The following is a 21544-nucleotide window of genomic DNA, read 5'->3' as shown; positions in this document are numbered from 1 at the left end:
CCGCCTCTTGTTTCTATATATCATTGTATCTTCCAAGTGCAAGTTACCTCAATACTCAGAATTTTCAAGAGAGGTACTAAGACGAAGCAAAGCACCTCCATCTAACAAACACTTTTACTATTACGTTATGTAAAGGCTTTCTTTATTAAGGAGTAATTTTCTTTAAATATTCCTCCATTTGCTCCTTCGTTTGTGTACCCGTAATTTTCTCGATTACATTTCCTTCTTTATCAATCAAAAATGTTGTTGGCAGTGGTCCAACGCCATATGTACCGATTATTTCTTGCCCTTTATCAATTGCAACTGGGAACTTTAATCCGTATTGATTCACAAAATTTTTCACCGCAATATTCGTTTCATCTGCATCTAACGCGATGATTTCAACACCTTTTTCTTTATATTTAGGATATAATTCATTCATGTAAGGCATCTCTTTTTCACACGGTTTGCACCACGTTCCCCAAAAATTTAAAAATACACCTTTTCCTTTCAGATCCTTTAGCTCGATTTTCTTTCCTTCTAAATCTGTAACAACAAAGTTAGGTGCTTTTTTCCCGATTTGCATTTTTTCCTTATCAACAAAAAAACCTTGATAAAGTGTAAACCCTACTGCCACGCTTAAAATAAGCAAAATAAGAATGCGAAATAGTAAGCGATTCTTCTTCATACTCGCTCCCCTCTCTTTGATGAATTTATATGTAAACAATTTCTGCAACTACTAACTTGTCCCTTACTTCAAGCATTCGTTCCTTTTCGTATATATGTCTCCCTAACTACTCGCAAAAAGGTTGGTTTAACTAACCATCCGTGCGGAGATAAAACTCCCCACGGATGGAAGTTTCACTTTACCACTTATCGCGGTTTTGTAGAAGCAAGTGCACGTAGTTGTTTTACTTCATGAGGCGATAATTCTCTCGCATCACCAGGGCGTAAGCTTCCTGCTTCTAAGAACGCATAACGTTCACGTTTTAATTTCATTACTTTACAGCCAAGTGCTTCAAACATGCGACGAACTTGACGGTTACGTCCTTCATGAATCGTTAATTGTACAATTGCCATCTCTTTGCGTTTATCCCAAGAAATAATTTTCACACGTGCTGGCGCTGTCTTTCCATCTTCTAATACAACACCTTTTTCTAACATGCGAATTTTCTCCCCTGTTAATGGTCCTTTTACTTTTGCAACATACGTTTTCTCAACTTTATATTTTGGATGCATTAATATATTTGCAAAGTCACCATCGTTTGTCATAAGTAATACACCAGACGTATCATAGTCTAAACGTCCAATTGGGAATAGACGCTGTGTGATTTCAGGGAAAAAGTCTGTAACAACTTTTCTTCCTTTGTCATCTGATACACTGGAAATGACGCCAGTTGGTTTATATAGCAAGAAATAAACAGGTTCTTCTTTTTCAAGAGGGATATTATTTACTTCTACTTTATCTTGAGGAGTTACCTTCGTCCCTAACTCAGTCACTACTTTACCGTTAACTTTTACTTTACCTTGCTGAATAAGTTCTTCAGCTTTTCTTCTTGATGCAATTCCAGCTTGTGCAATCACTTTTTGTAATCGTTCCATTTCCTTTATTCACCTCAAATTTATCTTACCTTCATTAGAAGGAGTTGGCAACCGCCAGAGCATATGGCAGCCAGCCTAACATATCGTAAACAACATAGCTATGTTTCTAAACTTACAAAGGCCAAATTTGGTTTCAATTCTTTATTATTGTTTACCCTCATATAGTTGTTCACAACAAAAGTTCATTATTTTGTCAAAAATACTCCACAAAAAAACCACTATTAAGCCTACCCTTAATAGCGGTCGTATACGTATTATAAGCGAATTGACTCAAAAAATGAATACCGATTACTGAAACAATAAAGAAACAAACACAATAGAACAAATAATCCCAATCAAATCAGCAAATAACCCTACCTTTAAGGCATCTCCCATTTTACGAATACCAACAGCTCCGAAGTACACTGTTAAAATATAAAACGTTGTATCTGTACTTCCTTGCATCGTGGAAGCAAGCCTACCGATAAATGAATCCGGTCCATATGTAGCAATTAAATCTGTAGTAATACTTAATCCTGCCGAACCAGAAATGGGACGTATGAGCGCAAGTGGCACAATCTCTGCTGGAACATGAATCATATCTAGTACTGGCTTCATGACAGAAATCATAGCATCTAGCGCACCCGATGCCCTAAAAATAGAAATGGATACAAGCATCCCTACCATAAATGGCAAAATAGAAATAGCAATTTGGATCCCTTCTTTCCCACCTTCTACAAATGATTCGTACGTTGGCACCTTTTTTATCGTTCCATATAATAATATAAAGCCAATGACACACGGAATTACCCATAATGAAATCATATTAACAATACTCACTTTTTCCGCCCCTTTCTACTCCGTCTCCGGTAAAAATAGCGGTCAATCCAAATAGCTCCAATCATCGATAATACTTGTGCAATAAACGTAACACCAACAATTTCAGTCGGATTCGCTGATTCATACGTCATCCGAATTGAAATTACAGTAGTCGGTATCAATGTAATTGCAGATGTATTCAAAGCCAAAAATGTCACCATAGAACGACTTGCCGAATCCTTTCCCCCATTCAGTTCCTTAAGCTGTTCCATAGCTTTAATCCCAAGTGGCGTCGCTGCATTTCCTAATCCAAAAAAGTTTGCCATCATATTCGATAAAATAAATCCCATCGAAGGATGGTCTTTTGGTACTTCTGGAAACAACCTTTTTACAACTGGCATAAAAAATGAGACTAATTTCTTTAATAAGCCTGCTTCTTCAGCAATTTTCATTAAACCGAGCCAAAAGACTAAAACACTAATCAGCCCAATACAAATTGTTACTGCATCTTTTGACCCTTCAAAGACTGCTTTATTTACTTCCTCCATCGTTCCGTTCACCATCGCATATACAATTCCAATGATCGCCATCGCCACCCATACGAGGTTAACCATTTGTTCCAACACCTAACATATGAGAAAAGATTTCTCTCACATCATTCCAATATACTCCAGTTGTAGCAACTAACTTTCGCTTGCTATAAAACAAATTACGTTCCCCTACTTTTTCTTCATTAATATAAACAATTGTCTTTCCCACTTTTTCTCCATCTACTAATTTTGCACTCCTATCAAGTTCAACCTTTAACATAACTTGCTTTTTCTCATCTTTCGTTAGCGGTATAGAGAAGTCGTTTTTTGTATAAACATGATTTGCATATTTTTTTTCCTGCAGTCCAGAGAGTGCTCCTTGCCCTAGAACCTTCGTTAACTTATATTGTTTAAATCCTTGGTCAAATAAATACATATGGTCGTCCCAATCATTAGATGCATTCAGTGTCACTACAATTAAATCTAAGCCATCTTTCGAGGCTGTTGTAACAAGTGTACGCCCAGCTTTTTTTGTAAATCCCGTCTTTCCTCCTGTTGCAAATTCATAATAAGAGGTTACAAGTTTATGCTTGTTTTTCCATGGATAATCCCATGCTTTCGATTGATATGTTTTTGTTCCGAAAATTTTCCGAAACGTTTCATTTCCCATTGCATAGCGTGTTAAAAGTGCCATATCATATGCAGACGAATAATGCGTACCATCCCCATCTAAACCATGTGGATTTGAAAAATGTGTATCTTTCATTCCGATTTGTTTTGCCTTTTCGTTCATCAAATAAACAAATCCCTCTATGCTTCCCCCAATATTTTCAGCAATTGCTTGTGCTGCATCATTACCTGAACGAAGCATTAAACCATAAACTAAATCCTCTAGCGGTACTTTTTTTCCAGGTTTTAAATAAATTGCCGAACCCTCTACTCGAACAGCCTTATCACTAATAGGTACAGCTTCTTTCATTCTCCCTGATTCAGCAGCGAGTAAGGCGGTCATAATTTTTGTGATGCTAGCAATCTTTTGTGATTCGTGTTCTAACTTTCCATATAACACACGTCCTGAATGTTCTTCCATCAATATGGCATTATGGGCGCTTACATCATTCATTTGTGCATATGTATGAGTCGGTATAATACTTGCACACATTACAATAAGTGCAATTACAATCCAATTTCGTCTCATATTCCCCCACGTCCTTTTGGCACTTTTTGTACAAGTGTATGCTTGGCCCCTTAAAATATGAACGAAATATTCTTTTCTATACCAGCAAAAAAGACGCACAAATATGCGTCTAATACGGTGTCCACTCAAGTTGTTTCGCTCTTTCAAATCGCTTTTCCACATCGGGCCAATTCACAACATTCCACCAATTTTTAATGTACTCATCTTTTCGATTTTGGTACTGCAAGTAATATGCGTGTTCCCATACATCAAGCACAAGTAACGGTATCGTATCCCACTGTGTAAATAATTGATGAAGGGTACTTTGTAAAATTTCTAACCTTCCCGAACGAGGTACCCACACAAGAATCGCCCAGCCAGATCCTTCTACCTTCGATGCAGCTTCTGTGAAATGTTTTTGAAAACGTAAAAAACTTCCAAAATCTTTCTCGATTTCTCGAGATAATGCACCTCTTGGACTTCCGCCTCCATCCTTTTTCATGTTATTCCAAAATATCGTGTGTAAATAATGGCCTGAACCATGAAAAGCCGCTTCTCTTTCCCAATGCTTTATTAAATCAAATTTGTTTGTTTTCCTTGCTTCTTCCATCATTTTTTCTGCTTTATTCAGTCCTTCCACATAACTACGATGATGTTTATCATGATGGAGCATCATAATTTCTCGAGAAATATATGGTTCCAGCGCATTGTATGGATAGGGTAACGGAGGAAGCGTGTGGCCCCCAATTGGAACAGATCGCTCAGTATACGCTCTTTCATACAATTCATATTGTTCATTTTCTTGCATAAATACTTCTTGTAAGTGGTTCTGAATGTGTTCCACATCATCACTTATCTCATACAGTAATTCAGCATCTGTTTCATACTCATTTTCTTTCATACGGTCTAGTAGCATTTGAATTTTATAAGCAAGCATATGGACGTCATAAACTTCAGTTGCACGACTATCTAATACTTGAAGAACACTTTCACACCAACTTTCTACTTCATGAAAGTAATCTGTAAATACGCTTTGCTGGTTCATACAACGCGACACCTCCTTGATGCTATCCACTTTAACTATATTCAGCGCTTGCATCGTATATACCGTACAAAAAAGCAAAAGAAGCTAGTCTTTCTCTAGCTTCTTTGAGTATTCTCTAACACTTATATAAAACATATACTGGAACTATTCATCCTTACATGCAAGGACAGTAGTATCCTCACCTTATTATATATCCTTTCTGATTTTTCAACATACAAGTCACTGCTATGAAATCAAAAGAAGACCACCACTCATTTTCTCCTTTTGGTTTCACTTGGCATGGGGCTCCAAAAAGATCTGACCGCTTCTATCCACGACTGGATTCTCTCTCCCTCCTAAAAAATAATTTTCTTCCAATCTTATATTAATATTTGTGTAACATCTTTGTTTGATAGTCCGTTTCGTAATACTCCAGCTCCTCACGCATTGTTTGAAACTTACCTTCTAATTCTTGCATTACTTTTTCAATTGAGCGAGGTGGTACTTGTTGAAAAGCAATGGAATTTTTCCCTGTATATGCCGAGCGACTATTTTCATACCACTGATCACTTTTTGGTGAGAAAAATTCAGCAATTACTTGATGATAGATTTTATATAATGTTTTTTCGGCAGCCGTTTTTCGAAATGGTTGACTACTCAATAAAACAAGGCACGCATCCAATCCTTCTTCGCAAAATACAAGTAATCGTCTTAATGATGATAATAAACCTTCATAATAATATTTATTACCTCCTGGTGACTCTTCTAATAAAGAAGGTAATGTATGATAATTTACAAAATCAGTCATTAAAGCAATAACTCCTTCTAAAAATTCAGAAACTTGATGGGTTTGATTTTCAACCATTGAATTAGACATATCCTTTTCTCTCCTTTGCCATTTTACGCTATTTCTGCTTTTTTATTTTTATGTAACTCAGCCATTATGTTTTGTACTTTTACCACTGTTTTATCATCAAAATATTTTTGAAAATCCTCTATTACATTAATATATACACGTTTTTGTCCACGAAGTTCTTTACTTTTAACAAAACAAGCTAATGCAACGATATCACGTAAATATATGTCTTGTTCTTCTATTTTAAAAACTGGATTTCCTTCAAACGGAGTAATTTCTTGTAAAATTTCTTCAAAATAACGGACATATAATACAGAAAATGTTTTTTTTTGTTCCCCAAAAATATAAGTTACTTCAGATCGATTAAAGAAATCTTCTGATGTATTAGGTTGTGCTTTTTCTAGCTCATAGCCTGCGTAACCTATTATAACCATCCACTTTCCCTCTCTTCCTTATTTTGTTTTATTTTAACTCATTTTTCTGAATAAACAAAACTTTAATCCTTCATTAATTCTTAACAAAAATATATGATATTTCCATATTTATATAAAAAATAGTTTTTATATCCTGCGATTTACCTTTTTATTTTTCATGAAGTTTGTCATAATAAGAATATTGTCTCAGTTTTCTTATGCAAGGAGAGTTGTATTTATGTCGTTTTCGTGGAAACGTTTCTTACAAGTTGGAAAAATTATTTTCCCATTTGTTGTCTTGACAATTGTATTCTTTCAAGCTCGGAAAGAATTGTCAGGTATTTCATTTCGAGAAGCAATTGAAACAATTAAAAACATTCCGACTGGAGGAGTCTTTTTATCTATTACGCTCGGTGCATTTGCTGTTTCAACAATGTTCTTTTATGACTTTGTTATGCTCCGCTATTTAAAAGCAGATGTACCTGTTCAAAAGATTTTTCGTGTTTCATGGACTGCCAACACTTTAAATGGATTTCTTGGCTTTGGTGGCCTTGTTGGAGCGGGTGTACGAACAATGTTATATCGGCCCCACGTAAAAGAGAATGGTAAACTTATCAAAAGTATCGCTTGGATGACAACCGCCTTTATTAATGGATTAGCCCTTCTCTCATTCCTCGGTCTTATCGGAATACTAGATACACGTTTTATTCTGCATGAAAAGCCTTGGCTATGGCCTGTACTCGTCTTCTTCGCTCTTTTTGTACCGATATATATCGGGTTTTCTAAACTGAAAAATCGAAAACAAAAAACCGTAGAAGGACAAGAGGAAGAGAAAAACCCAACCGTTTTATACTCCATTGTTTCTTTAGTGGAATGGCTATCTGCCGGTATCGTCATGTATGTTATTTTAATGTTATTTGGAATTGAGATTGATTTCCGGAAGTTTTTAGGAGTTTATGTCATTGCGGCTTTAGCTGGCGTTGTTAGTCTTGTACCAGGTGGCCTTGGTTCATTTGATCTTGTCTTTTTGACTGGTTTAGGACAATACGGTATTGATACAGGCGTATTACTACCCGCTATGTTACTATACCGCCTTGTATACTATATTTTACCGTTTTGCCTCGGTTTAATTTTTGCAGCTTTTGAAATGACAGGAGCTGCTCTTAAAAAGATTGAAGATAAGCCATTTATCGCACCTGCTTTAGAAACAACAGGTGTCATTTGGACATTGCAACGTGATTTTTTAGGAAAACTAGGATCATGGGCATCCGCTGCATTAACTGTTTTTGCTGGCTTAATGGTTATCTTATCCACCATTTTACCGACAAGTATAAACCGTGCTCACGCGTTACATATTTTAGCTCCAAAACATCTCATTCAATTTTCTTTTAGTTTATCTTTAACATTTGGTATCCTTCTTCTTATTCTATCAAGAGGGATTTACTACGGAACGAAACGCTCCTACTATATGACAATTATTTCTTTAATTGGAGCAGCAATCTTTAACACATTAAAAGGAATTGATATTGAAGAGACTTTTATTTTATTAATTGTACTTGCAGTATTATATATGCTTCGCAAAAGATTTGTGCGTGAGAAAATGGAAGTGTCACTCTCTGATGTAGTCAAAGTATTTATATTTTTACTATTAACATTATACTTGTACAAAAACTTAGGCATCCTATTCGCAGGAGCAAAAGAAGCTTTTAAACCGGACTTTGTTGTTCGTAACATTACACAAGTAAAACGCAGTGCACTTGCAGCTGCTTTCTTTGTCCCAACCTTTTTACTTATCGGTTCCCTTATTGCGAATCGCTACCGTAGCGTATTTCCTGGGCAACCAGCAAACGATAAACGTTTGCAAAACTTCTTAGATGAATATGGTGGAAATGTACTAAGTCATTTAGGTTTTTTAGGAGATAAACAATTCTTCTTCAGTAGTGATGGAAAAGCACTTCTTTTATTTTCAACAACAGGAAAACGACTTGTGGTACTTGGCGATCCAATTGGAGATCCGTCTTCTTTCCGCATAGTACTACAAGAATTTTTAGCTGAAGCGGATCGATTCGGATATATTTGCGTTTTCTATCAAATTGAAAGCAAATGGATGAGCTTATATCATGATTTTGGCTATAACTTCTTTAAACTGGGTGAAGAGGCTGTTGTTGATTTAAATACGTTTACTATATCAGGTAAAAAACGTGCTGGATTACGTGCAACTTTTAACCGTTTTGAGCGTGAAGGTTATACATTTTCCATTCATCAACCACCATTTTCAGACGAGTTATATGAGGAATTAAAAAAAGTTTCAGATGCTTGGCTTGGAGGAAAAAAAGAAAAAAGCTTTTCTCTTGGATACTTTGATCGTAACTATATAAATCGTGCCCCTATTGCAACTTTATCTGATGCTGAAGGAAAAATCATCGCATTTACCACATTTATGCCCGTTTACCAAACTGGTGAACTTTCTGTTGATTTAATGCGCTATTACCCGGATGCACCCGGTGGGATTATGGATGCGATTTTCATCCATTTATTCCAATGGGCAAAAGAAAACGATTATCATTCTTTCAATATCGGTATGGCTCCGCTCTCTAATGTTGGTTTATCCACACAATCCTTCTGGTCTGAGCGCGTCGCTGCAGCAATTTTCAATAATGTTCGTTATACGTATAGTTTTAGCGGTTTACGGCATTTTAAAGAAAAATATAAACCAACTTGGAGCGGAAAATATTTAGCATTCCGAAAAAATCATTCCTTGCCAATTACAATGCTTGCCGTAACAAAATTAATAGGAAAACGAAAAAGCAGTTAGCATCACTAGCTGCTTTTTCGCTTCTGAACTTGGAGTATAAACTCTTTTCCATACTTTTTTCCGTTTATATAAAATGTGCCCCATATTTTATACGTCCCTTCTTCTGGGAATGTAATACGATATTGCAGTTCCTCTTCTTCATTTACAGGGACTGCATATAAAAAATGTTCTCGTTTTTCATCGACTATATAAAGTGACCCCTGTTCTCCAGTGCCCGAGCTAAATTTCACACTTTCTCCTTTCTTCATTTGTAGGTGAAATGTCAGTGTAGCTGCTTCATTTGGATGTAACGCTCCAAATAATAGCGACATTTGGTAATCGCCAATTTTTTTTGTAAGCACTGTGTCTTCTATTAAATTCTTTTGCTTCTTTTCTTTTTCCTCTCCCCCAAAATTCTTCTTAGAAAAAGACTGTTCTGTTTTACCATGATCCTCATATAAGAAAACTGTATAAGCTTTATCTTTCGTTCCGCTTGAAGACAGCTTATAAGAACCATTTCCAGCAAATGCAGGGGTGATTTGCTGAATTCCCTTTAACTGCTCGTCCACAATAATAGCTCTAATACGATCATTAACTCCACGAATTTCGTTGTTATTCTTATTAAACAGTTGAAATGTAATATCTGTTTTTTCATTTCCCTTTCTATTTTTTATATCCCATTTTACTTCTTGAATGTTCCCTGCTGTTTCTGTCGTTCCTTTATACTTTTGCATGTAAAAACCACCAGCTACAATAAGTAGTAAAGCAATTAGCCCAATGACAAGATTTTTCAAACAATCACCTGCCGTACTTTTTATAAATCATGAGACAATTATTACACCTATCCCTGTAAACGAAATATTGTTATGAATCCATTCTATGTTTTGTATAAGAATCCTCTATAAAATAAAGGAAAACGTTCACCAAAAGAAAAATTCACCATAAATAGTGAATTAAATAACAAACTATTTAAAACAGTATATCCTGTATATACTACAAACAAGAAAAAGATTTTAACTAACTTTGGATTAACTTAGGTGGTGAGTAGTTCACTTGGTAGGATTCCTAGTGTATAATGCAAATGATGTTGATTTATATCTATACATAACAAAGGAGGATTTTTATGAGCGTTCATATTGAAGCAAAACAAGGTGAAATTGCTGAATCTATCTTACTACCTGGCGATCCACTACGCGCAAAATATATTGCAGAAACATTTTTAGAGGATGTAACTTGCTATAACAATGTACGTGGTATGTTAGGGTTCACTGGAACTTATAAAGGAAAACGCGTCTCTGTTCAAGGGACAGGCATGGGTGTTCCTTCTATTTCTATTTATGTCAACGAATTAATCCAAAGCTATGGAGTGAAAAATTTAATTCGCGTAGGTACATGTGGCGCAATTCAAAAAGATGTAAAAGTACGTGACGTAATTATTGCAATGACGGCTTGTACAGACTCTAACATGAATCGTTTAACATTCCCTGGATTTGATTTTGCACCAGCTGCAAACTTTGATCTTTTAAAGAAAGCATATGATGCAGGAACAGCAAAAGGACTACACGTTCGTGTTGGTAATGTTTTAACGGCAGATGTGTTCTATCGTGAAAGCATGGACATAGTGAGAAAACTTGGCGAATACGGTGTTTTAGCTGTAGAAATGGAAACAACTGCTCTTTACACATTAGCAGCGAAATACGGTGTAAATGCATTATCTGTATTAACAGTAAGTGATCACATCTTCACTGGAGAAGAGACAACATCTGAAGAACGTCAAACTACATTTAACGAAATGATTGAAATCGCTTTAGACGCGGCAATTCAACAATAATACACAAAAGGACTTGTCATACGTCTGGCGAGTTCTTTTCTATTGTTTTCTAAATTAAATAATTACTTTATATGACTTTTTATAAAAAACTCCTCCAGATAGAGACAGATTTTCAGTCTCTACTTTCTTTTATCGTTTGTTATAATAAAGAAAATATTTATGCTAGTATTCTTTTGTGAGGTGAAGAAGTGAAAAAAAGAAGTATTGTCTTTAAACTATTTTTATTAACATCAACATTATTTACTGTTACCTTCCTCCTTTTTTTCCTTGGACAATCATTGTTTTTAGAAAAATTTTATATCAATAAAAAAGTTCAAACCGTCCAAACTGCTTTTGAAAAGTTTATATCAAGTTATGAAAAGAGTAACGGGACATTTGAGGAAATAAGAAAACTCAAACAAGAATTTCACGAAAAAACAAATGCTGAGGTCGTTTTATTAGATCCAAATGGAATTATAAAAGATGAAAATAATTACTATATTGAAATTGTAGATGAATCCAATAAATCGTATTCCATTCCACTGAACAATATTTTAACGAACGATGAATATACTAAATTTATGAATTTACAGTTAAAAAATAATGATATCATTCTTATAGATGGAATTTTAAAAAAAGACGTAATTATACCTGTTACCATTACGACACGTTATAATTCATGGCAAAATGATAACATCATCTCTGACTTTAAATTATTCGATATTGATTGGGCAAGCGCTAAGAAAAACAAATATGTAAAAGATACAAGACTTGGCATCCATACATTTAAGGGGGTTGTATCAAAAATACACCTTCCTTCCAAAAACGACCTCCGTCTCGCAAATAATTTAGAAACATTACAAGGCATTCAGCACTGGGAACTATCCGTAATGCTAGGTAAAACAAATTCAAATGAATTAACAACATTTACAATCGGAGAAGAGGAAAATGGAAAAAGCCAAATTTTTGTAAAGCCAGTCATCGAAAACCGTAAAGTTAAAGAATTTGCTTTTGCGATGACCTCCTTACAGCCTGTTAATGAAGCAATGCTCGTTTTAAAAGATTATTACGTCTATGCTTTAATTATCGTATTTCTTGTTATTATTTTATTATCCTTTTATTATTCAAAAATTATTGTTAAACCGCTTATTAAAATGAATCGAGTTACAAAAAAAATGGCTAATTTTGATTTCACTGAAAAGTTACCAGTTTCAGCAGATGATGAAATTGGCGGTTTATCTAGCAGTATCAATACATTATCTGTAAACTTAAAAGATCGAATAGATCGATTAAACGTTGCAAATACAAAATTACAACAAGATATTGAACGTGAACGCCAATTAGAAAAGACTCGAAAAGAATTTATTTCTGGTGTATCCCATGAATTAAAAACACCACTAAGTGTTATTAGAAGCTTTGCAGAAGGTATTAAAGATGGCGTCAGCAAAGATAACACATACTATACAGATGTTATTTTAGAGGAAACAGAAAACATGAATCGACTCATCGTCGAAATGCTAGAACTGGCGAAACTAGAATCTGGCACGTATAAATTAGAGATGGACCCTTTTTCACTTGGTGAGCTTGTTCAACAAGTATATACAAAGCTTTTATTTAGTATGGAAGAAAAACAATTACAAGTAGAAATCGATGCAAATCCTTATATATATGTCAAAGCAAATCGCAACCGCATTGAACAAGTTGTTGTGAATTTACTCAGCAACGCAATTCGTTATACACCTGACGGGAAAGAAATTCGTATTCGTGTTATAGAACATGAAGACAAAGTAAAAGTAGAAATTGAGAACACTGGTAATCCAATCCCAGATGAAAGTTTACAAAAAATATGGGATCGCTTCTACCGTCTAGATGCCTCCCGTAGCCGTCATACTGGGGGTACCGGACTTGGTCTATCGATTGTCAAAAACATTTTAGAGCTTCATCACGCCGAATATGGTGTGTATAATACCAATGATAGTGTCGTTTTTTATTTTGATTTACAAAAAGTAAAAGAAGTCAAATAATTTGTCTTAATTTCACGAGGAGTTCACATGAAATTCACACTCTCCCTTTATAGTAGTAAACAAGTTAATCCTTTCCTTTACACATATAACAGAGGAGAGTGCGTGAAATGAAACAAGCAGGACAACCTATTCAAAACGAAAAACAATTAGAAAAAATCAAAAATATACTTTTACAATCTTCGAAACGTGATGGCTTATTATTCGTATTAGCTGTAAATTCTGGCCTAAAAGTAAGTGAGATTTTACAATTAAAAGTCGGTGATGTCATCGATGAAAATGAAAATGTTCGTCACTCCATTTTATTTTACAATGAAAAAGTAAAAAAACATAAATGGTTTGCTGTAAACGAAGACTTACAGCATGCAATCGAAGATTACATGAGAGAACGTAAAACGTGGAAACGAAGTGAACCATTGTTAAAGTCGCAAAAAGGAACAAAATCCATTACAAGACAGCATGCATGGTATATTTTAAACAAAGCTGCAAAAGAAGTTGGTTTAGAAGGGATTAGCTCACATACACTTCGAAAAACTTGGGGATATTGTGCATACAAATCTGGTGTTGATATTGCATTTTTACAACACTTCTTTGATCATAGTACTCCATCAAAAACTTTAAAATATATCGGTATTGCATAAAAAAACAAGTATGGTTCTTATACATAAAAAAGGTTACCAAGTTTAAAGTTGGTAATCTTTTTTATGTTTCATTTTCTCTTTCCTTGTTTCTCCTATTTTGTAGTGGTACTCTAGTAATAAGGGGGAGAAATTATGAACACATTAACAATTGAATTACCAAAAGAAACGGTAGAAAAGCTTGGATTGTTAAAACAAGCCTATCAAAAGAAAACAGGTGCTACCATTTCAGAAAGTACACTCGTTCAATCTCTTATCTCAAGAGAGTTTATTCAAGAAATAACTCCATTTGATTTACAACAATATGTAACTGAAAAAGAACAGCTCTAGTAGCTGTTCTTTTTCAATTTCTTCTCTTTCTGCATTCATAATCCATTATATATTACTCTCACTTCTTATCTAGATTCTTATTTTCATTTACATCTGCAGAATTAAATAAATTTTTTATTTTATTTCTGAAAAACTATTGACAATGATAATGATAACCATTATCATTTATTACGAAGCCAACAATTGATGAATCAACCAAACGCTCAGTAACATTGTTACCCCTCTTTTTCATATAGAAAAACACTGTACATTCCCCCTGTTTGTACAGTGTTTTTCTTTTTATCCCGCTATTCGTGGACAGTAATCCTCCACTGATTAAAGTTTCAATTTATATTTATTCAAATAAATTGAGCTGTTCCGGCTTTGGTTCTCCATATGTAATATTCATCATTTCCATGAGATGCTTTGCATTATCCGCAGCATCTCCGCCTGAATTATTGTTAAATAATACATATATGTTCTTTGTCTTCTTCTGTAATTTCTCTAATCGTTCCACCCATTCTTCAAGCTCTTTTTTATTGTAGCGATATAAGCAGCGAACTGCTCGCCAATTTTCTCCTTTATCAAGCCATCCATGAATATTGCGACCATGAAAGCGTATCAGTGCCATTTCAGAATGTGTTGCTTCTAATACAAGTGGAACAGAACCAATTCCAGCTTGTGGTTCATCACAAATCGTATGAATCCATTTTTCCTGTTCTAAAAATTGTAATGTTTTATCATGCATATTGGGATTAAACCACGTTTGATTTCGGAATTCTATGGCACACGGCAATTCTTCCATTTTTTCTTTTGTATAACGAAGTAAATCTACATTTTTCTTCTGACAATCAAACCAAGGTGGGTATTGGAATAATATCGTCTTTAATTTATGTGCTTCTTGAAGCGGAACAATCGATTGTTTAAATGTTTCAAACATCTCATCAATATTTGAAAATGGAATCTCTCCTTGCATATGTCCCGTCATCCCTTGATACGCTTTAACAACAAACGAAAAATCTTTTGGTGTTTCCGTGGCCCATTTCATATAATTTCGAACTGGTTGCATGGCATAAAACGAACTATCGACTTCAACAATAGGAAAATATTCACTATATGTTCGCAATTTATTTCTATTTTCATAGGAATCTGTATATAAAGAATCATGATCTCCCCAACCTGTTAAACCAATTGAAATCAACTTTATTCCTCCTTATCTCGTTTCTGTCAATCAGTACATACCTAATTAGCGAAAACAAATACTTCAGCCTACTTAACAAAGTTTCAACTTTCTTCAAGAGCATCTTTATAAAATATGATATACTAGATGGAAGAATTTTTAAATTGAGGAGTTATTTATTTATGATTCAAGAGGATACTACTTTATCTCATGAAAAGCAAATAAAAGAATTAGAAAAAAAAGTACAGTTTTATGAGCAGTTGGTCAATCAATTACCACATCATTTTACATATGAAAACTCACAACTAGGTTTACAGTTACATAAAAAAGGGACTTCTCATTCCATTAATCGCATACTACAAGAAGATATAGAACCAAATTTTGTACTAACTTGCGATTCCTTATTTCTATTTGAGCAACTTGAAAAGCACTTTGTTCATATTTTTGATGTATTTTCACATCATGTCACTTTCATTGACAATAAAGGTACTATTACATTATGCAACCAATCTGCAGCAGATGATTTCGGAATATCACGGAGCGATATCATTGGCAAACCAATTCAAAAGTTATTAAACTTACCTGAAGAAAAAATTAAAGCTTTAGAAACATTACGAAGTGGAAAAGAAATCTATAATGAAGAAGTTCTAGATCAGAACTATGGGATTTGCAATAATCGTATCATTCGCGATTACAACGGAGAAACTTTCCGTATTATCAGTGTTTTTCATTATCTAAATACCGAGCGTGATGCTGAAAAACTCGCATTAGCTGGTCGAATTGCAGCTGGAATTGCACATGAAGTTCGTAATCCACTTACAACAGTACGTGGATATTTACAATTTTTACAAGAAAGTGTTTCACCTTCTAATAAAGAACTTTTTCAAAATCTACTCATTCCTGAACTAGATCGTGCAAATAGTATTATCACTAAATTTTTATCTATTTCAAAAGCACACGAATTTAAAAGAGAACCGTTTCCCATCAATACTTTTTTACGTGAATATATCCAACAGCTTCTAGCTAGTGAAGTATTTTTGCATAACATTTCTATTGAATATAAATTATCTCCCGAATTAGAAGACATACTAGTGAATATTGATCGACATGAGCTCATTCAAGTTTTCCTAAACTTATTTCAAAATGCTGTTGATGCAAAAAGTGATAAACCTTTATCCATCCAAATCACTAGTCATCGCTTAGATAATTTTGCTCGCATTACTTTTCAAGATAATGGAACCGGTATTCCTCCAGCGATTCAAGAATATATATTTGATCCATTCTTCTCTACAAAAGATGCAGGAACTGGACTCGGATTATCCGTAACAAGAAAAATCATTCAAAATCACAATGGAACTTTAAAAGTTTCTAGTAATGAAAATGGTACAACATTTATCATCTCAATTCCATTAACACAAAAAAGGGCGGGCTTATAGTATTTTCCAAAAGTAAAGGGAAACTTCCATCAGTGGGGATGAAGCCCCACTGATATAATTAAGTTAATATATTTAAAATATACAATTCATTAACTTTCAGCACACTTCCTAAGCTCTTCACCAATCGGTCCCCTCGCCACTATGTATTACAATTCCTTTTCCTCTTTCATGGGAAATATCATAAAACTTCATTAGGTTCGATGTCTCTTCAACTGTTTCACTTCTTTCAATATATCAATATAACCACTCTAGCTGTAAGCGTACGCTTACACAATGTCTCTTCCTCTATTCCAAACTCAATATATACAGTAAAAAATAACTAGCGACTATTTATTCCATCTTAAATGTTTAATTTCCTTCTTTACGTTTCTTTACTTCAAATTTACTCTAGCTTAACGCTTATTTTGTATGATAGATAACGAAGACAACGATATGAAAGAGGGATGAAAATGAAAGTCTTATTATCAATACGCTTTTGGATCGCCCTTATGTCATGCATAATTTTATGTTCAGGACTCTTTTTGACTTTAGAATACACTACTACATCAAAAGCAGCAGAAAATAGTGATATAGCTCCATATGAGCTATTATATGCAAAACCAAATACAGTACCCCAATCATCTTTGTCATCTAAAGAAAGAAGAGTTATCAAAGGAATGATTATTACAGAAGCTTCTTCCCATCATGACCTGGATCGGATTGCAAAAAAAATTAAAGAACAGTATAAAAACCAGAAAATCGATGAAATCATATTATCGATTCACAACAAAAATACTGGAAAATACGAAGAAGACCTACCTTATGAGCCACTCAGCAAAGGAACAATTTCCATTATTTATAATTCACAATCTCATTCCAACGCAATCGTTCGTCTCAATGAATAGTACTACACCTACTGAAAAAAGTTTCACTTCATAAAAAATCGAGGCCATTGAAAAACTTACATTTTTCAATGGCCTCATAATCATTCGCCTCTTTTTATTTTTACAAAAATGGAATCCACTCTTTTACTTTATCAATCCACTCTTTCTGTTGTTCTCTTCTCTGTTTTTCTTCTTCTTTTCTTCTTTTTTCTTCTTCAATTGTCTTTAATTGTTTTGAATAGTCAGCCTCTGAGATAAGTGACAAATGAAATGCTTTTTGAGTAGGATTTCCGGCAGCCTTTTTCATAATATCTCGAAACATTGTCGTTGTAATTTGACTACCACCTGGAACATAATGCTCGCTATCTGTTTTATCATACCCTACCCAAATTGCGCCAACAAGATCCGGAGTATAACCAACAAACCATGAGTCTTTCGCTCCGCTGCTTGGACCATCTACAAGCTGCGTGGTTCCTGTTTTTCCAGCAGTATCAATATTTTTCACCTTTGCTTTTTCGCCTGTTCCTTTTTCAACAACGCCTTTTAATAAATACGTCATTTTTTGAGCAACCTTTTCACTTGTTACACGGGTTTCTTTTTTATACCATTTCCCTACTATTTCTCCTTCAGCATTCTGTATTTCACGAATTGCATGCCCTTCAATTTGTACTCCATCATTTGCAAGTGTTGCATAAGCCTGAGCCATTACAAATGGAGAAGTTCCATTATGCATTCCCCCTAAAGCAATAGGGAGAGTACGGTCTTCTTCCTGTAGTGGAATACCGAAACGCTCTAATGACTTCAAACCTTTTTCTAATCCAATTTGTTCTAACAGCCAAACAGCTGAGACGTTATAAGACCTTGCAACCGCTTCATACATGGTAACATCCCCATGAAAAGTATGATCACTATTTTGAGGCGTATAATCCTTTATATTAAGTGGCTCATCTTTTAAAATATCATACACTTCATAGCCTTGCTCTAGTGCTGGTACATATACTGCAAGAGGTTTTAATGTTGAACCAGGTTGTCTTTTTAATTGCGTTGCATGATTAAATTGTAGAAATTGATACGTCCCTCTCCCGCCGACTAGTGCGGGTACACCACCAGTTTTCGGGTCCATCAAAACAATTCCTGTTTGCATAAGCTGATCAGCATTACTTCCTTGGAAATACTTATCGTTATTCACAACATCTTCTACTGCTTGTTGCTTTTTTGGATCCAGTTCTGTATAAATACGATATCCACCAGCTAAAATTTCATTTTGGGTCAATTCATATTTCTCCATTGCCTCTCGGACAATATAATCTACATACTGTGAATATTTCCCTTTATATTTATCATCAACACCTCGGCGTAATACAAGGCCTGTTTCTTGCTCCTTCTTGTATTGATTTTCTGTAATATAACCTTGCTCTTTCATTAAAGCTAAAACAACATTACGTCTTTCAATTGACTTATTAAAATTTTTATATGGTGAATAGGTTGATGGTGCCTTAATTAATCCTGCTATTGTCGCCGCTTCTGCTATTGTTAAATCCTTTACTTCTTTATCGAAATATGATTTAGCCGCTTTTTTTACACCCCAAGCCCCTTCACCAAAATAAATTTGATTCATATACATTTCAATAATTTCATCTTTTGTATACGTACGTTCTATTTTTTTTGTCAGAAAATACTCTTTAAATTTGCGCGAGAATGTACGTTCTTGCGTTAAAAACACATTTTTGGCAAGCTGTTGTGTAATCGTGCTACCTCCAGCCACCACTTCCCCAGCAGTAATATTCTTTATTATTGCACTCATAATCCCACTATAGTAAATACCACGGTGACTATAAAATTTCTTATCCTCTACTGCTACAATCGCTTGAATCATAATATCAGGGATATCTTTTCTTTTAATCCCTTCCGTCTTGGAAGAAGATAGCTTTGCTGCCACTTCTTTATTTGCATCATAAATAAGTGTTGGCTGCGGAACAGCCTGTTTTAATGCAGATATGTCTTGAATGGAGATCATTATATTTACCGCAATAAATAGGGTAACGAAAAAACCGCCAAAAATTAATAATATATTGCGCAGTTTTTTCCTCTTGTTGAACCACTCAAGCATTTTCTTGAAATGAGTGTTGTTCAATTTCATTTATTCACTTCCTTCATTTATTTACACTTCCGTTAGAAAAAGGAAGAAACTCTCTCCTTTTAAATTTATTATAATAACGCAATAGTTCGTCAAGTGTAAAGTATTTCTTTCACATTCATACTTTTTAAAAGAAGAGGACATTCTACAAGTAAGATATTCATTAGTCTTTAGTAATATTATTAATGCATCAATATGTATTATGTTAAGTTTTTGTAAACTTTTCGATAAAATGTTTTAAAAAACGACAGTTTTTTGTTAGAATTGACTAGCCAATATATTTTACATATATTACTTTATCGTGGGGGTAACAATAATGGTCTTTAAATCTAAAAAAGATAAATTTTCTGAAATGTTAATGAATGTTTCTGAAAATTTAAAAGAAGGCGCGCAGTTTTTCGTGGAGTATAAAATTAAAAATGCTAGCGATTTAAAAGAATTTTCTATGCGCATGAAAGAATATGAGTCAAAAGGTGACTCGTTTATTCACGAAATCATTATGGAGCTAAACAAAGCGTTTATTACTCCTATTGAACGTGAAGACATCCTACAGCTTGCAATGAGTATGGATGATGTATTAGACGGATTAGATCACAGTGCTGGTCTATTCGAAATGTATTCTATTACAGAAGCTGATGAATACATGATTAAATTCGTAGAAGCAATTAATCAATGTGCGATTGAAATTGCAAACTCTGTTGAACTAATGTCTAACAAAAAATTAGTCGACATTCGTACAAATGCGATTAAGATTAAGGATTACGAGTCACAATGTGATGATATTCGTCGTCATGCGATTAAGCACTTATTCTCTCGTGAAAAAGATCCGATTAAAATTATTCAATTTAAAGAGATTTACGAAGAGCTTGAAGAAGTAGCTGATAGCTGTCAAAGCGTTGCAAACGTATTAGAAACAATTATTATGAAGAACGCGTAAGGAGTTTGATCATGGATACACTCTTGATACTGACTGTTTTAGTAGTCATTTGCGCTTTAGCTTTTGACTTTATCAATGGATTTCACGATACAGCAAACGCTATTGCAACAGCTGTTTCGACGAAAGCTCTAAAGCCTAGACATGCAATTATTATGGCTGCTATTATGAACTTTTTAGGTGCAATGACATTTACAGGTGTAGCAAAAACGATTACAAAAGATATCGTTGACCCATTTGCCTTACCAAATGGTTCCCTTGTAATTTTAGCTGCTTTGCTTGCGGCAATAGCTTGGAATTTGATCACTTGGTATTATGGTATTCCAAGTAGTTCTTCGCATGCAATCATTGGCTCAATCGCAGGTGCAGCAATTGCTGCTGCTGGTTTTAGCTCGTTAAATTTTAAAGGGTTCATAAAAATTCTTGAAGCTTTAATCATTTCACCAATCGTTGCATTTGTTATTGGTTTTATCGTGTATAGTATTTTTAAAGTTGTCTTTAAAAACTTTAACTTAACGAAAACAAATCAAAATTTCCGTTTATTCCAAGTGTTTACCGCAGCATTACAAGCTTATACACATGGTACGAATGATGCACAAAAAGCAATGGGAATCATTACGATGGCTCTTATGGCAAATAACTATCATACTTCTAGCGATATTCCGTTCTGGGTACAATTATCTTGTGCGATCGCAATGGGGCTTGGTACTTCTGTCGGTGGATGGAAAATTATTAAAACTGTCGGTGGACAAATTATGAAAATTCGTCCTGTAAACGGGGTAGCTGCCGATTTATCATCATCACTTGTTATTTTTGGCGCAACATTTATTCATTTACCAGTTAGTACAACGCACGTTATCTCTTCTTCTATTTTAGGGGTAGGTGCATCACATCGTGTAAAAGGTGTAAAATGGGGAACTGCAAAACGTATGTTAATTACATGGGTTATTACACTTCCAATCTCAGCTTCTTTAGCTGCTTTATTCTATTACCTATTACATTTAATTTTCTAATTCAAAGTCGTCTTCCTTATTTTTCTAGGA

The 21544-nt window shown here is 34.5% G+C and carries 20 protein-coding genes; 9 read left to right on the top strand and 11 right to left on the bottom strand.

The features are described 5' to 3' along the window. Window positions 1–145: 145 nt before the first annotated feature. The 8 genes from resA to J4P91_RS01655 all read right to left on the bottom strand — a co-directional run bounded on the left by resA (window position 146) and on the right by J4P91_RS01655 (window position 6400). A complete protein-coding gene (gene resA / locus J4P91_RS01690; RefSeq protein WP_017152554.1) occupies window positions 146–667 on the bottom strand; it encodes a thiol-disulfide oxidoreductase ResA in 522 nt (173 codons plus the stop codon). A gap of 185 nt (window positions 668–852) precedes the next feature. Beyond that, entirely contained in the window at window positions 853–1581 is a 729-nt protein-coding gene (gene rluB, locus J4P91_RS01685) for a 23S rRNA pseudouridine(2605) synthase RluB (protein WP_017152555.1), read from the bottom strand. Window positions 1582–1869: 288 nt separating this feature from the next. After that, window positions 1870–2400, bottom strand: coding sequence for a spore maturation protein SpmB (spmB, locus tag J4P91_RS01680; protein WP_017152556.1), 531 nt, complete (start codon window positions 2398–2400; stop codon window positions 1870–1872). Continuing rightward, the gene (gene spmA / locus J4P91_RS01675) at window positions 2397–2993 is read right to left on the bottom strand and encodes a nucleoside recognition domain-containing protein (protein ID WP_207992703.1); all 597 of its coding nucleotides are present in this window, start codon (window positions 2991–2993) and stop codon (window positions 2397–2399) included. The genes spmB and spmA overlap by 4 nt, the downstream gene beginning before the upstream one ends. Next, window positions 2986–4107, bottom strand: coding sequence for a D-alanyl-D-alanine carboxypeptidase family protein (locus J4P91_RS01670; RefSeq protein WP_207992702.1), 1122 nt, complete (start codon window positions 4105–4107; stop codon window positions 2986–2988). Before J4P91_RS01670 ends, spmA begins: the two co-directional genes overlap by 8 nt. A gap of 109 nt (window positions 4108–4216) precedes the next feature. Next, window positions 4217–5131, bottom strand: a complete 915-nt coding sequence (locus J4P91_RS01665; protein WP_207992701.1) for a superoxide dismutase — start codon at window positions 5129–5131, stop codon at window positions 4217–4219. Window positions 5132–5495: 364 nt separating this feature from the next. Beyond that, complete coding sequence (locus tag J4P91_RS01660) at window positions 5496–5987, bottom strand: DUF3907 family protein (protein WP_017152559.1); 492 nt, start codon at window positions 5985–5987, stop codon at window positions 5496–5498. Between the two features lie 23 nt (window positions 5988–6010). Beyond that, window positions 6011–6400 carry a hypothetical protein gene (locus tag J4P91_RS01655; RefSeq protein WP_207992700.1) on the bottom strand — a complete coding sequence of 130 codons (390 nt, stop codon included), beginning with the start codon at window positions 6398–6400 and terminating at the stop codon, window positions 6011–6013. Between the two features lie 217 nt (window positions 6401–6617). On the opposite strand from J4P91_RS01655, the gene mprF reads away from it, so the two are divergent. Further along, window positions 6618–9194 carry a bifunctional lysylphosphatidylglycerol flippase/synthetase MprF gene (gene mprF / locus J4P91_RS01650; protein WP_207992699.1) on the top strand — a complete coding sequence of 859 codons (2577 nt, stop codon included), beginning with the start codon at window positions 6618–6620 and terminating at the stop codon, window positions 9192–9194. A 5-nt stretch (window positions 9195–9199) separates the two neighbouring features. Here mprF and J4P91_RS01645 read toward each other — a convergent pair whose 3' ends face one another. Continuing rightward, on the bottom strand, window positions 9200–9967 hold the full coding sequence (locus J4P91_RS01645; protein WP_207992698.1) for a hypothetical protein: 768 nt from the start codon (window positions 9965–9967) through the stop codon (window positions 9200–9202). A gap of 329 nt (window positions 9968–10296) precedes the next feature. Between J4P91_RS01645 and deoD the strand changes: the two genes are divergently transcribed. The 4 genes from deoD (at window position 10297) to J4P91_RS01625 (ending at window position 13972) form a co-directional block, all read left to right on the top strand. Beyond that, the gene (gene deoD, locus J4P91_RS01640) at window positions 10297–11004 is read left to right on the top strand and encodes a purine-nucleoside phosphorylase (RefSeq protein ID WP_207992697.1); all 708 of its coding nucleotides are present in this window, start codon (window positions 10297–10299) and stop codon (window positions 11002–11004) included. 188 nt (window positions 11005–11192) lie between these two features. Next, a complete protein-coding gene (locus J4P91_RS01635; RefSeq protein ID WP_207992696.1) occupies window positions 11193–13007 on the top strand; it encodes a sensor histidine kinase in 1815 nt (604 codons plus the stop codon). Window positions 13008–13114: 107 nt separating this feature from the next. Next, window positions 13115–13645, top strand: coding sequence for a tyrosine-type recombinase/integrase (locus J4P91_RS01630; protein ID WP_017152564.1), 531 nt, complete (start codon window positions 13115–13117; stop codon window positions 13643–13645). A gap of 132 nt (window positions 13646–13777) precedes the next feature. Continuing rightward, complete coding sequence (locus tag J4P91_RS01625) at window positions 13778–13972, top strand: DUF3924 family protein (RefSeq protein ID WP_017152565.1); 195 nt, start codon at window positions 13778–13780, stop codon at window positions 13970–13972. Between the two features lie 334 nt (window positions 13973–14306). On the opposite strand, the gene J4P91_RS01620 is transcribed toward J4P91_RS01625, so the two are convergent. Continuing rightward, the gene (locus J4P91_RS01620) at window positions 14307–15152 is read right to left on the bottom strand and encodes a DUF72 domain-containing protein (RefSeq protein WP_207992695.1); all 846 of its coding nucleotides are present in this window, start codon (window positions 15150–15152) and stop codon (window positions 14307–14309) included. 161 nt (window positions 15153–15313) lie between these two features. Between J4P91_RS01620 and J4P91_RS01615 the strand changes: the two genes are divergently transcribed. Continuing rightward, window positions 15314–16567: an ATP-binding protein gene (locus J4P91_RS01615; RefSeq protein ID WP_207992694.1), complete on the top strand. Its 1254-nt coding sequence runs from the start codon at window positions 15314–15316 to the stop codon at window positions 16565–16567. A gap of 449 nt (window positions 16568–17016) precedes the next feature. After that, entirely contained in the window at window positions 17017–17451 is a 435-nt protein-coding gene (locus J4P91_RS01610) for a hypothetical protein (RefSeq protein ID WP_207992693.1), read from the top strand. 100 nt (window positions 17452–17551) lie between these two features. Here J4P91_RS01610 and J4P91_RS01605 read toward each other — a convergent pair whose 3' ends face one another. Next, window positions 17552–19570, bottom strand: a complete 2019-nt coding sequence (locus J4P91_RS01605; protein ID WP_207992692.1) for a transglycosylase domain-containing protein — start codon at window positions 19568–19570, stop codon at window positions 17552–17554. A 313-nt stretch (window positions 19571–19883) separates the two neighbouring features. Here J4P91_RS01605 and J4P91_RS01600 point away from each other — a divergent pair, with 313 nt between their 5' ends. Together J4P91_RS01600 and J4P91_RS01595 are read left to right on the top strand one after the other, a co-directional pair. Further along, a complete protein-coding gene (locus J4P91_RS01600; protein ID WP_000231447.1) occupies window positions 19884–20504 on the top strand; it encodes a DUF47 domain-containing protein in 621 nt (206 codons plus the stop codon). An 11-nt stretch (window positions 20505–20515) separates the two neighbouring features. Continuing rightward, window positions 20516–21514 carry an inorganic phosphate transporter gene (locus J4P91_RS01595; protein ID WP_017152571.1) on the top strand — a complete coding sequence of 333 codons (999 nt, stop codon included), beginning with the start codon at window positions 20516–20518 and terminating at the stop codon, window positions 21512–21514. The last annotated feature ends 30 nt before the right edge of the window (window positions 21515–21544 follow it).

This window comes from Bacillus sp. XF8 (assembly GCF_017498755.1).
Classification (GTDB): domain Bacteria; phylum Bacillota; class Bacilli; order Bacillales; family Bacillaceae_G; genus Bacillus_A; species Bacillus_A bingmayongensis.
The sequence above is the reverse complement of the archived record's forward strand: the minus strand, read 5'-3'. Positions and strand labels throughout refer to the sequence as shown.

What these genes read in the sequence shown, in the direction of transcription:
- resA (WP_017152554.1), bottom strand. Translation starts at nt 667, where the DNA reads ATGAAGAAGAATCGCTTACTATTTCGCATTCTTATTTTGCTTATTTTA.
- rluB (WP_017152555.1), bottom strand. Translation starts at nt 1,581, where the DNA reads ATGGAACGATTACAAAAAGTGATTGCACAAGCTGGAATTGCATCAAGA.
- spmA (WP_207992703.1), bottom strand. Translation starts at nt 2,993, where the DNA reads ATGGTTAACCTCGTATGGGTGGCGATGGCGATCATTGGAATTGTATAT.
- J4P91_RS01670 (WP_207992702.1), bottom strand. Translation starts at nt 4,107, where the DNA reads ATGAGACGAAATTGGATTGTAATTGCACTTATTGTAATGTGTGCAAGT.
- J4P91_RS01665 (WP_207992701.1), bottom strand. Translation starts at nt 5,131, where the DNA reads ATGAACCAGCAAAGCGTATTTACAGATTACTTTCATGAAGTAGAAAGT.
- J4P91_RS01660 (WP_017152559.1), bottom strand. Translation starts at nt 5,987, where the DNA reads ATGTCTAATTCAATGGTTGAAAATCAAACCCATCAAGTTTCTGAATTT.
- J4P91_RS01655 (WP_207992700.1), bottom strand. Translation starts at nt 6,400, where the DNA reads ATGGTTATAATAGGTTACGCAGGCTATGAGCTAGAAAAAGCACAACCT.
- mprF (WP_207992699.1), top strand. Translation starts at nt 6,618, where the DNA reads ATGTCGTTTTCGTGGAAACGTTTCTTACAAGTTGGAAAAATTATTTTC.
- deoD (WP_207992697.1), top strand. Translation starts at nt 10,297, where the DNA reads ATGAGCGTTCATATTGAAGCAAAACAAGGTGAAATTGCTGAATCTATC.
- J4P91_RS01630 (WP_017152564.1), top strand. Translation starts at nt 13,115, where the DNA reads ATGAAACAAGCAGGACAACCTATTCAAAACGAAAAACAATTAGAAAAA.
- J4P91_RS01625 (WP_017152565.1), top strand. Translation starts at nt 13,778, where the DNA reads ATGAACACATTAACAATTGAATTACCAAAAGAAACGGTAGAAAAGCTT.
- J4P91_RS01615 (WP_207992694.1), top strand. Translation starts at nt 15,314, where the DNA reads ATGATTCAAGAGGATACTACTTTATCTCATGAAAAGCAAATAAAAGAA.
- J4P91_RS01610 (WP_207992693.1), top strand. Translation starts at nt 17,017, where the DNA reads ATGAAAGTCTTATTATCAATACGCTTTTGGATCGCCCTTATGTCATGC.
- J4P91_RS01605 (WP_207992692.1), bottom strand. Translation starts at nt 19,570, where the DNA reads ATGAAATTGAACAACACTCATTTCAAGAAAATGCTTGAGTGGTTCAAC.
- J4P91_RS01600 (WP_000231447.1), top strand. Translation starts at nt 19,884, where the DNA reads ATGGTCTTTAAATCTAAAAAAGATAAATTTTCTGAAATGTTAATGAAT.
- J4P91_RS01595 (WP_017152571.1), top strand. Translation starts at nt 20,516, where the DNA reads ATGGATACACTCTTGATACTGACTGTTTTAGTAGTCATTTGCGCTTTA.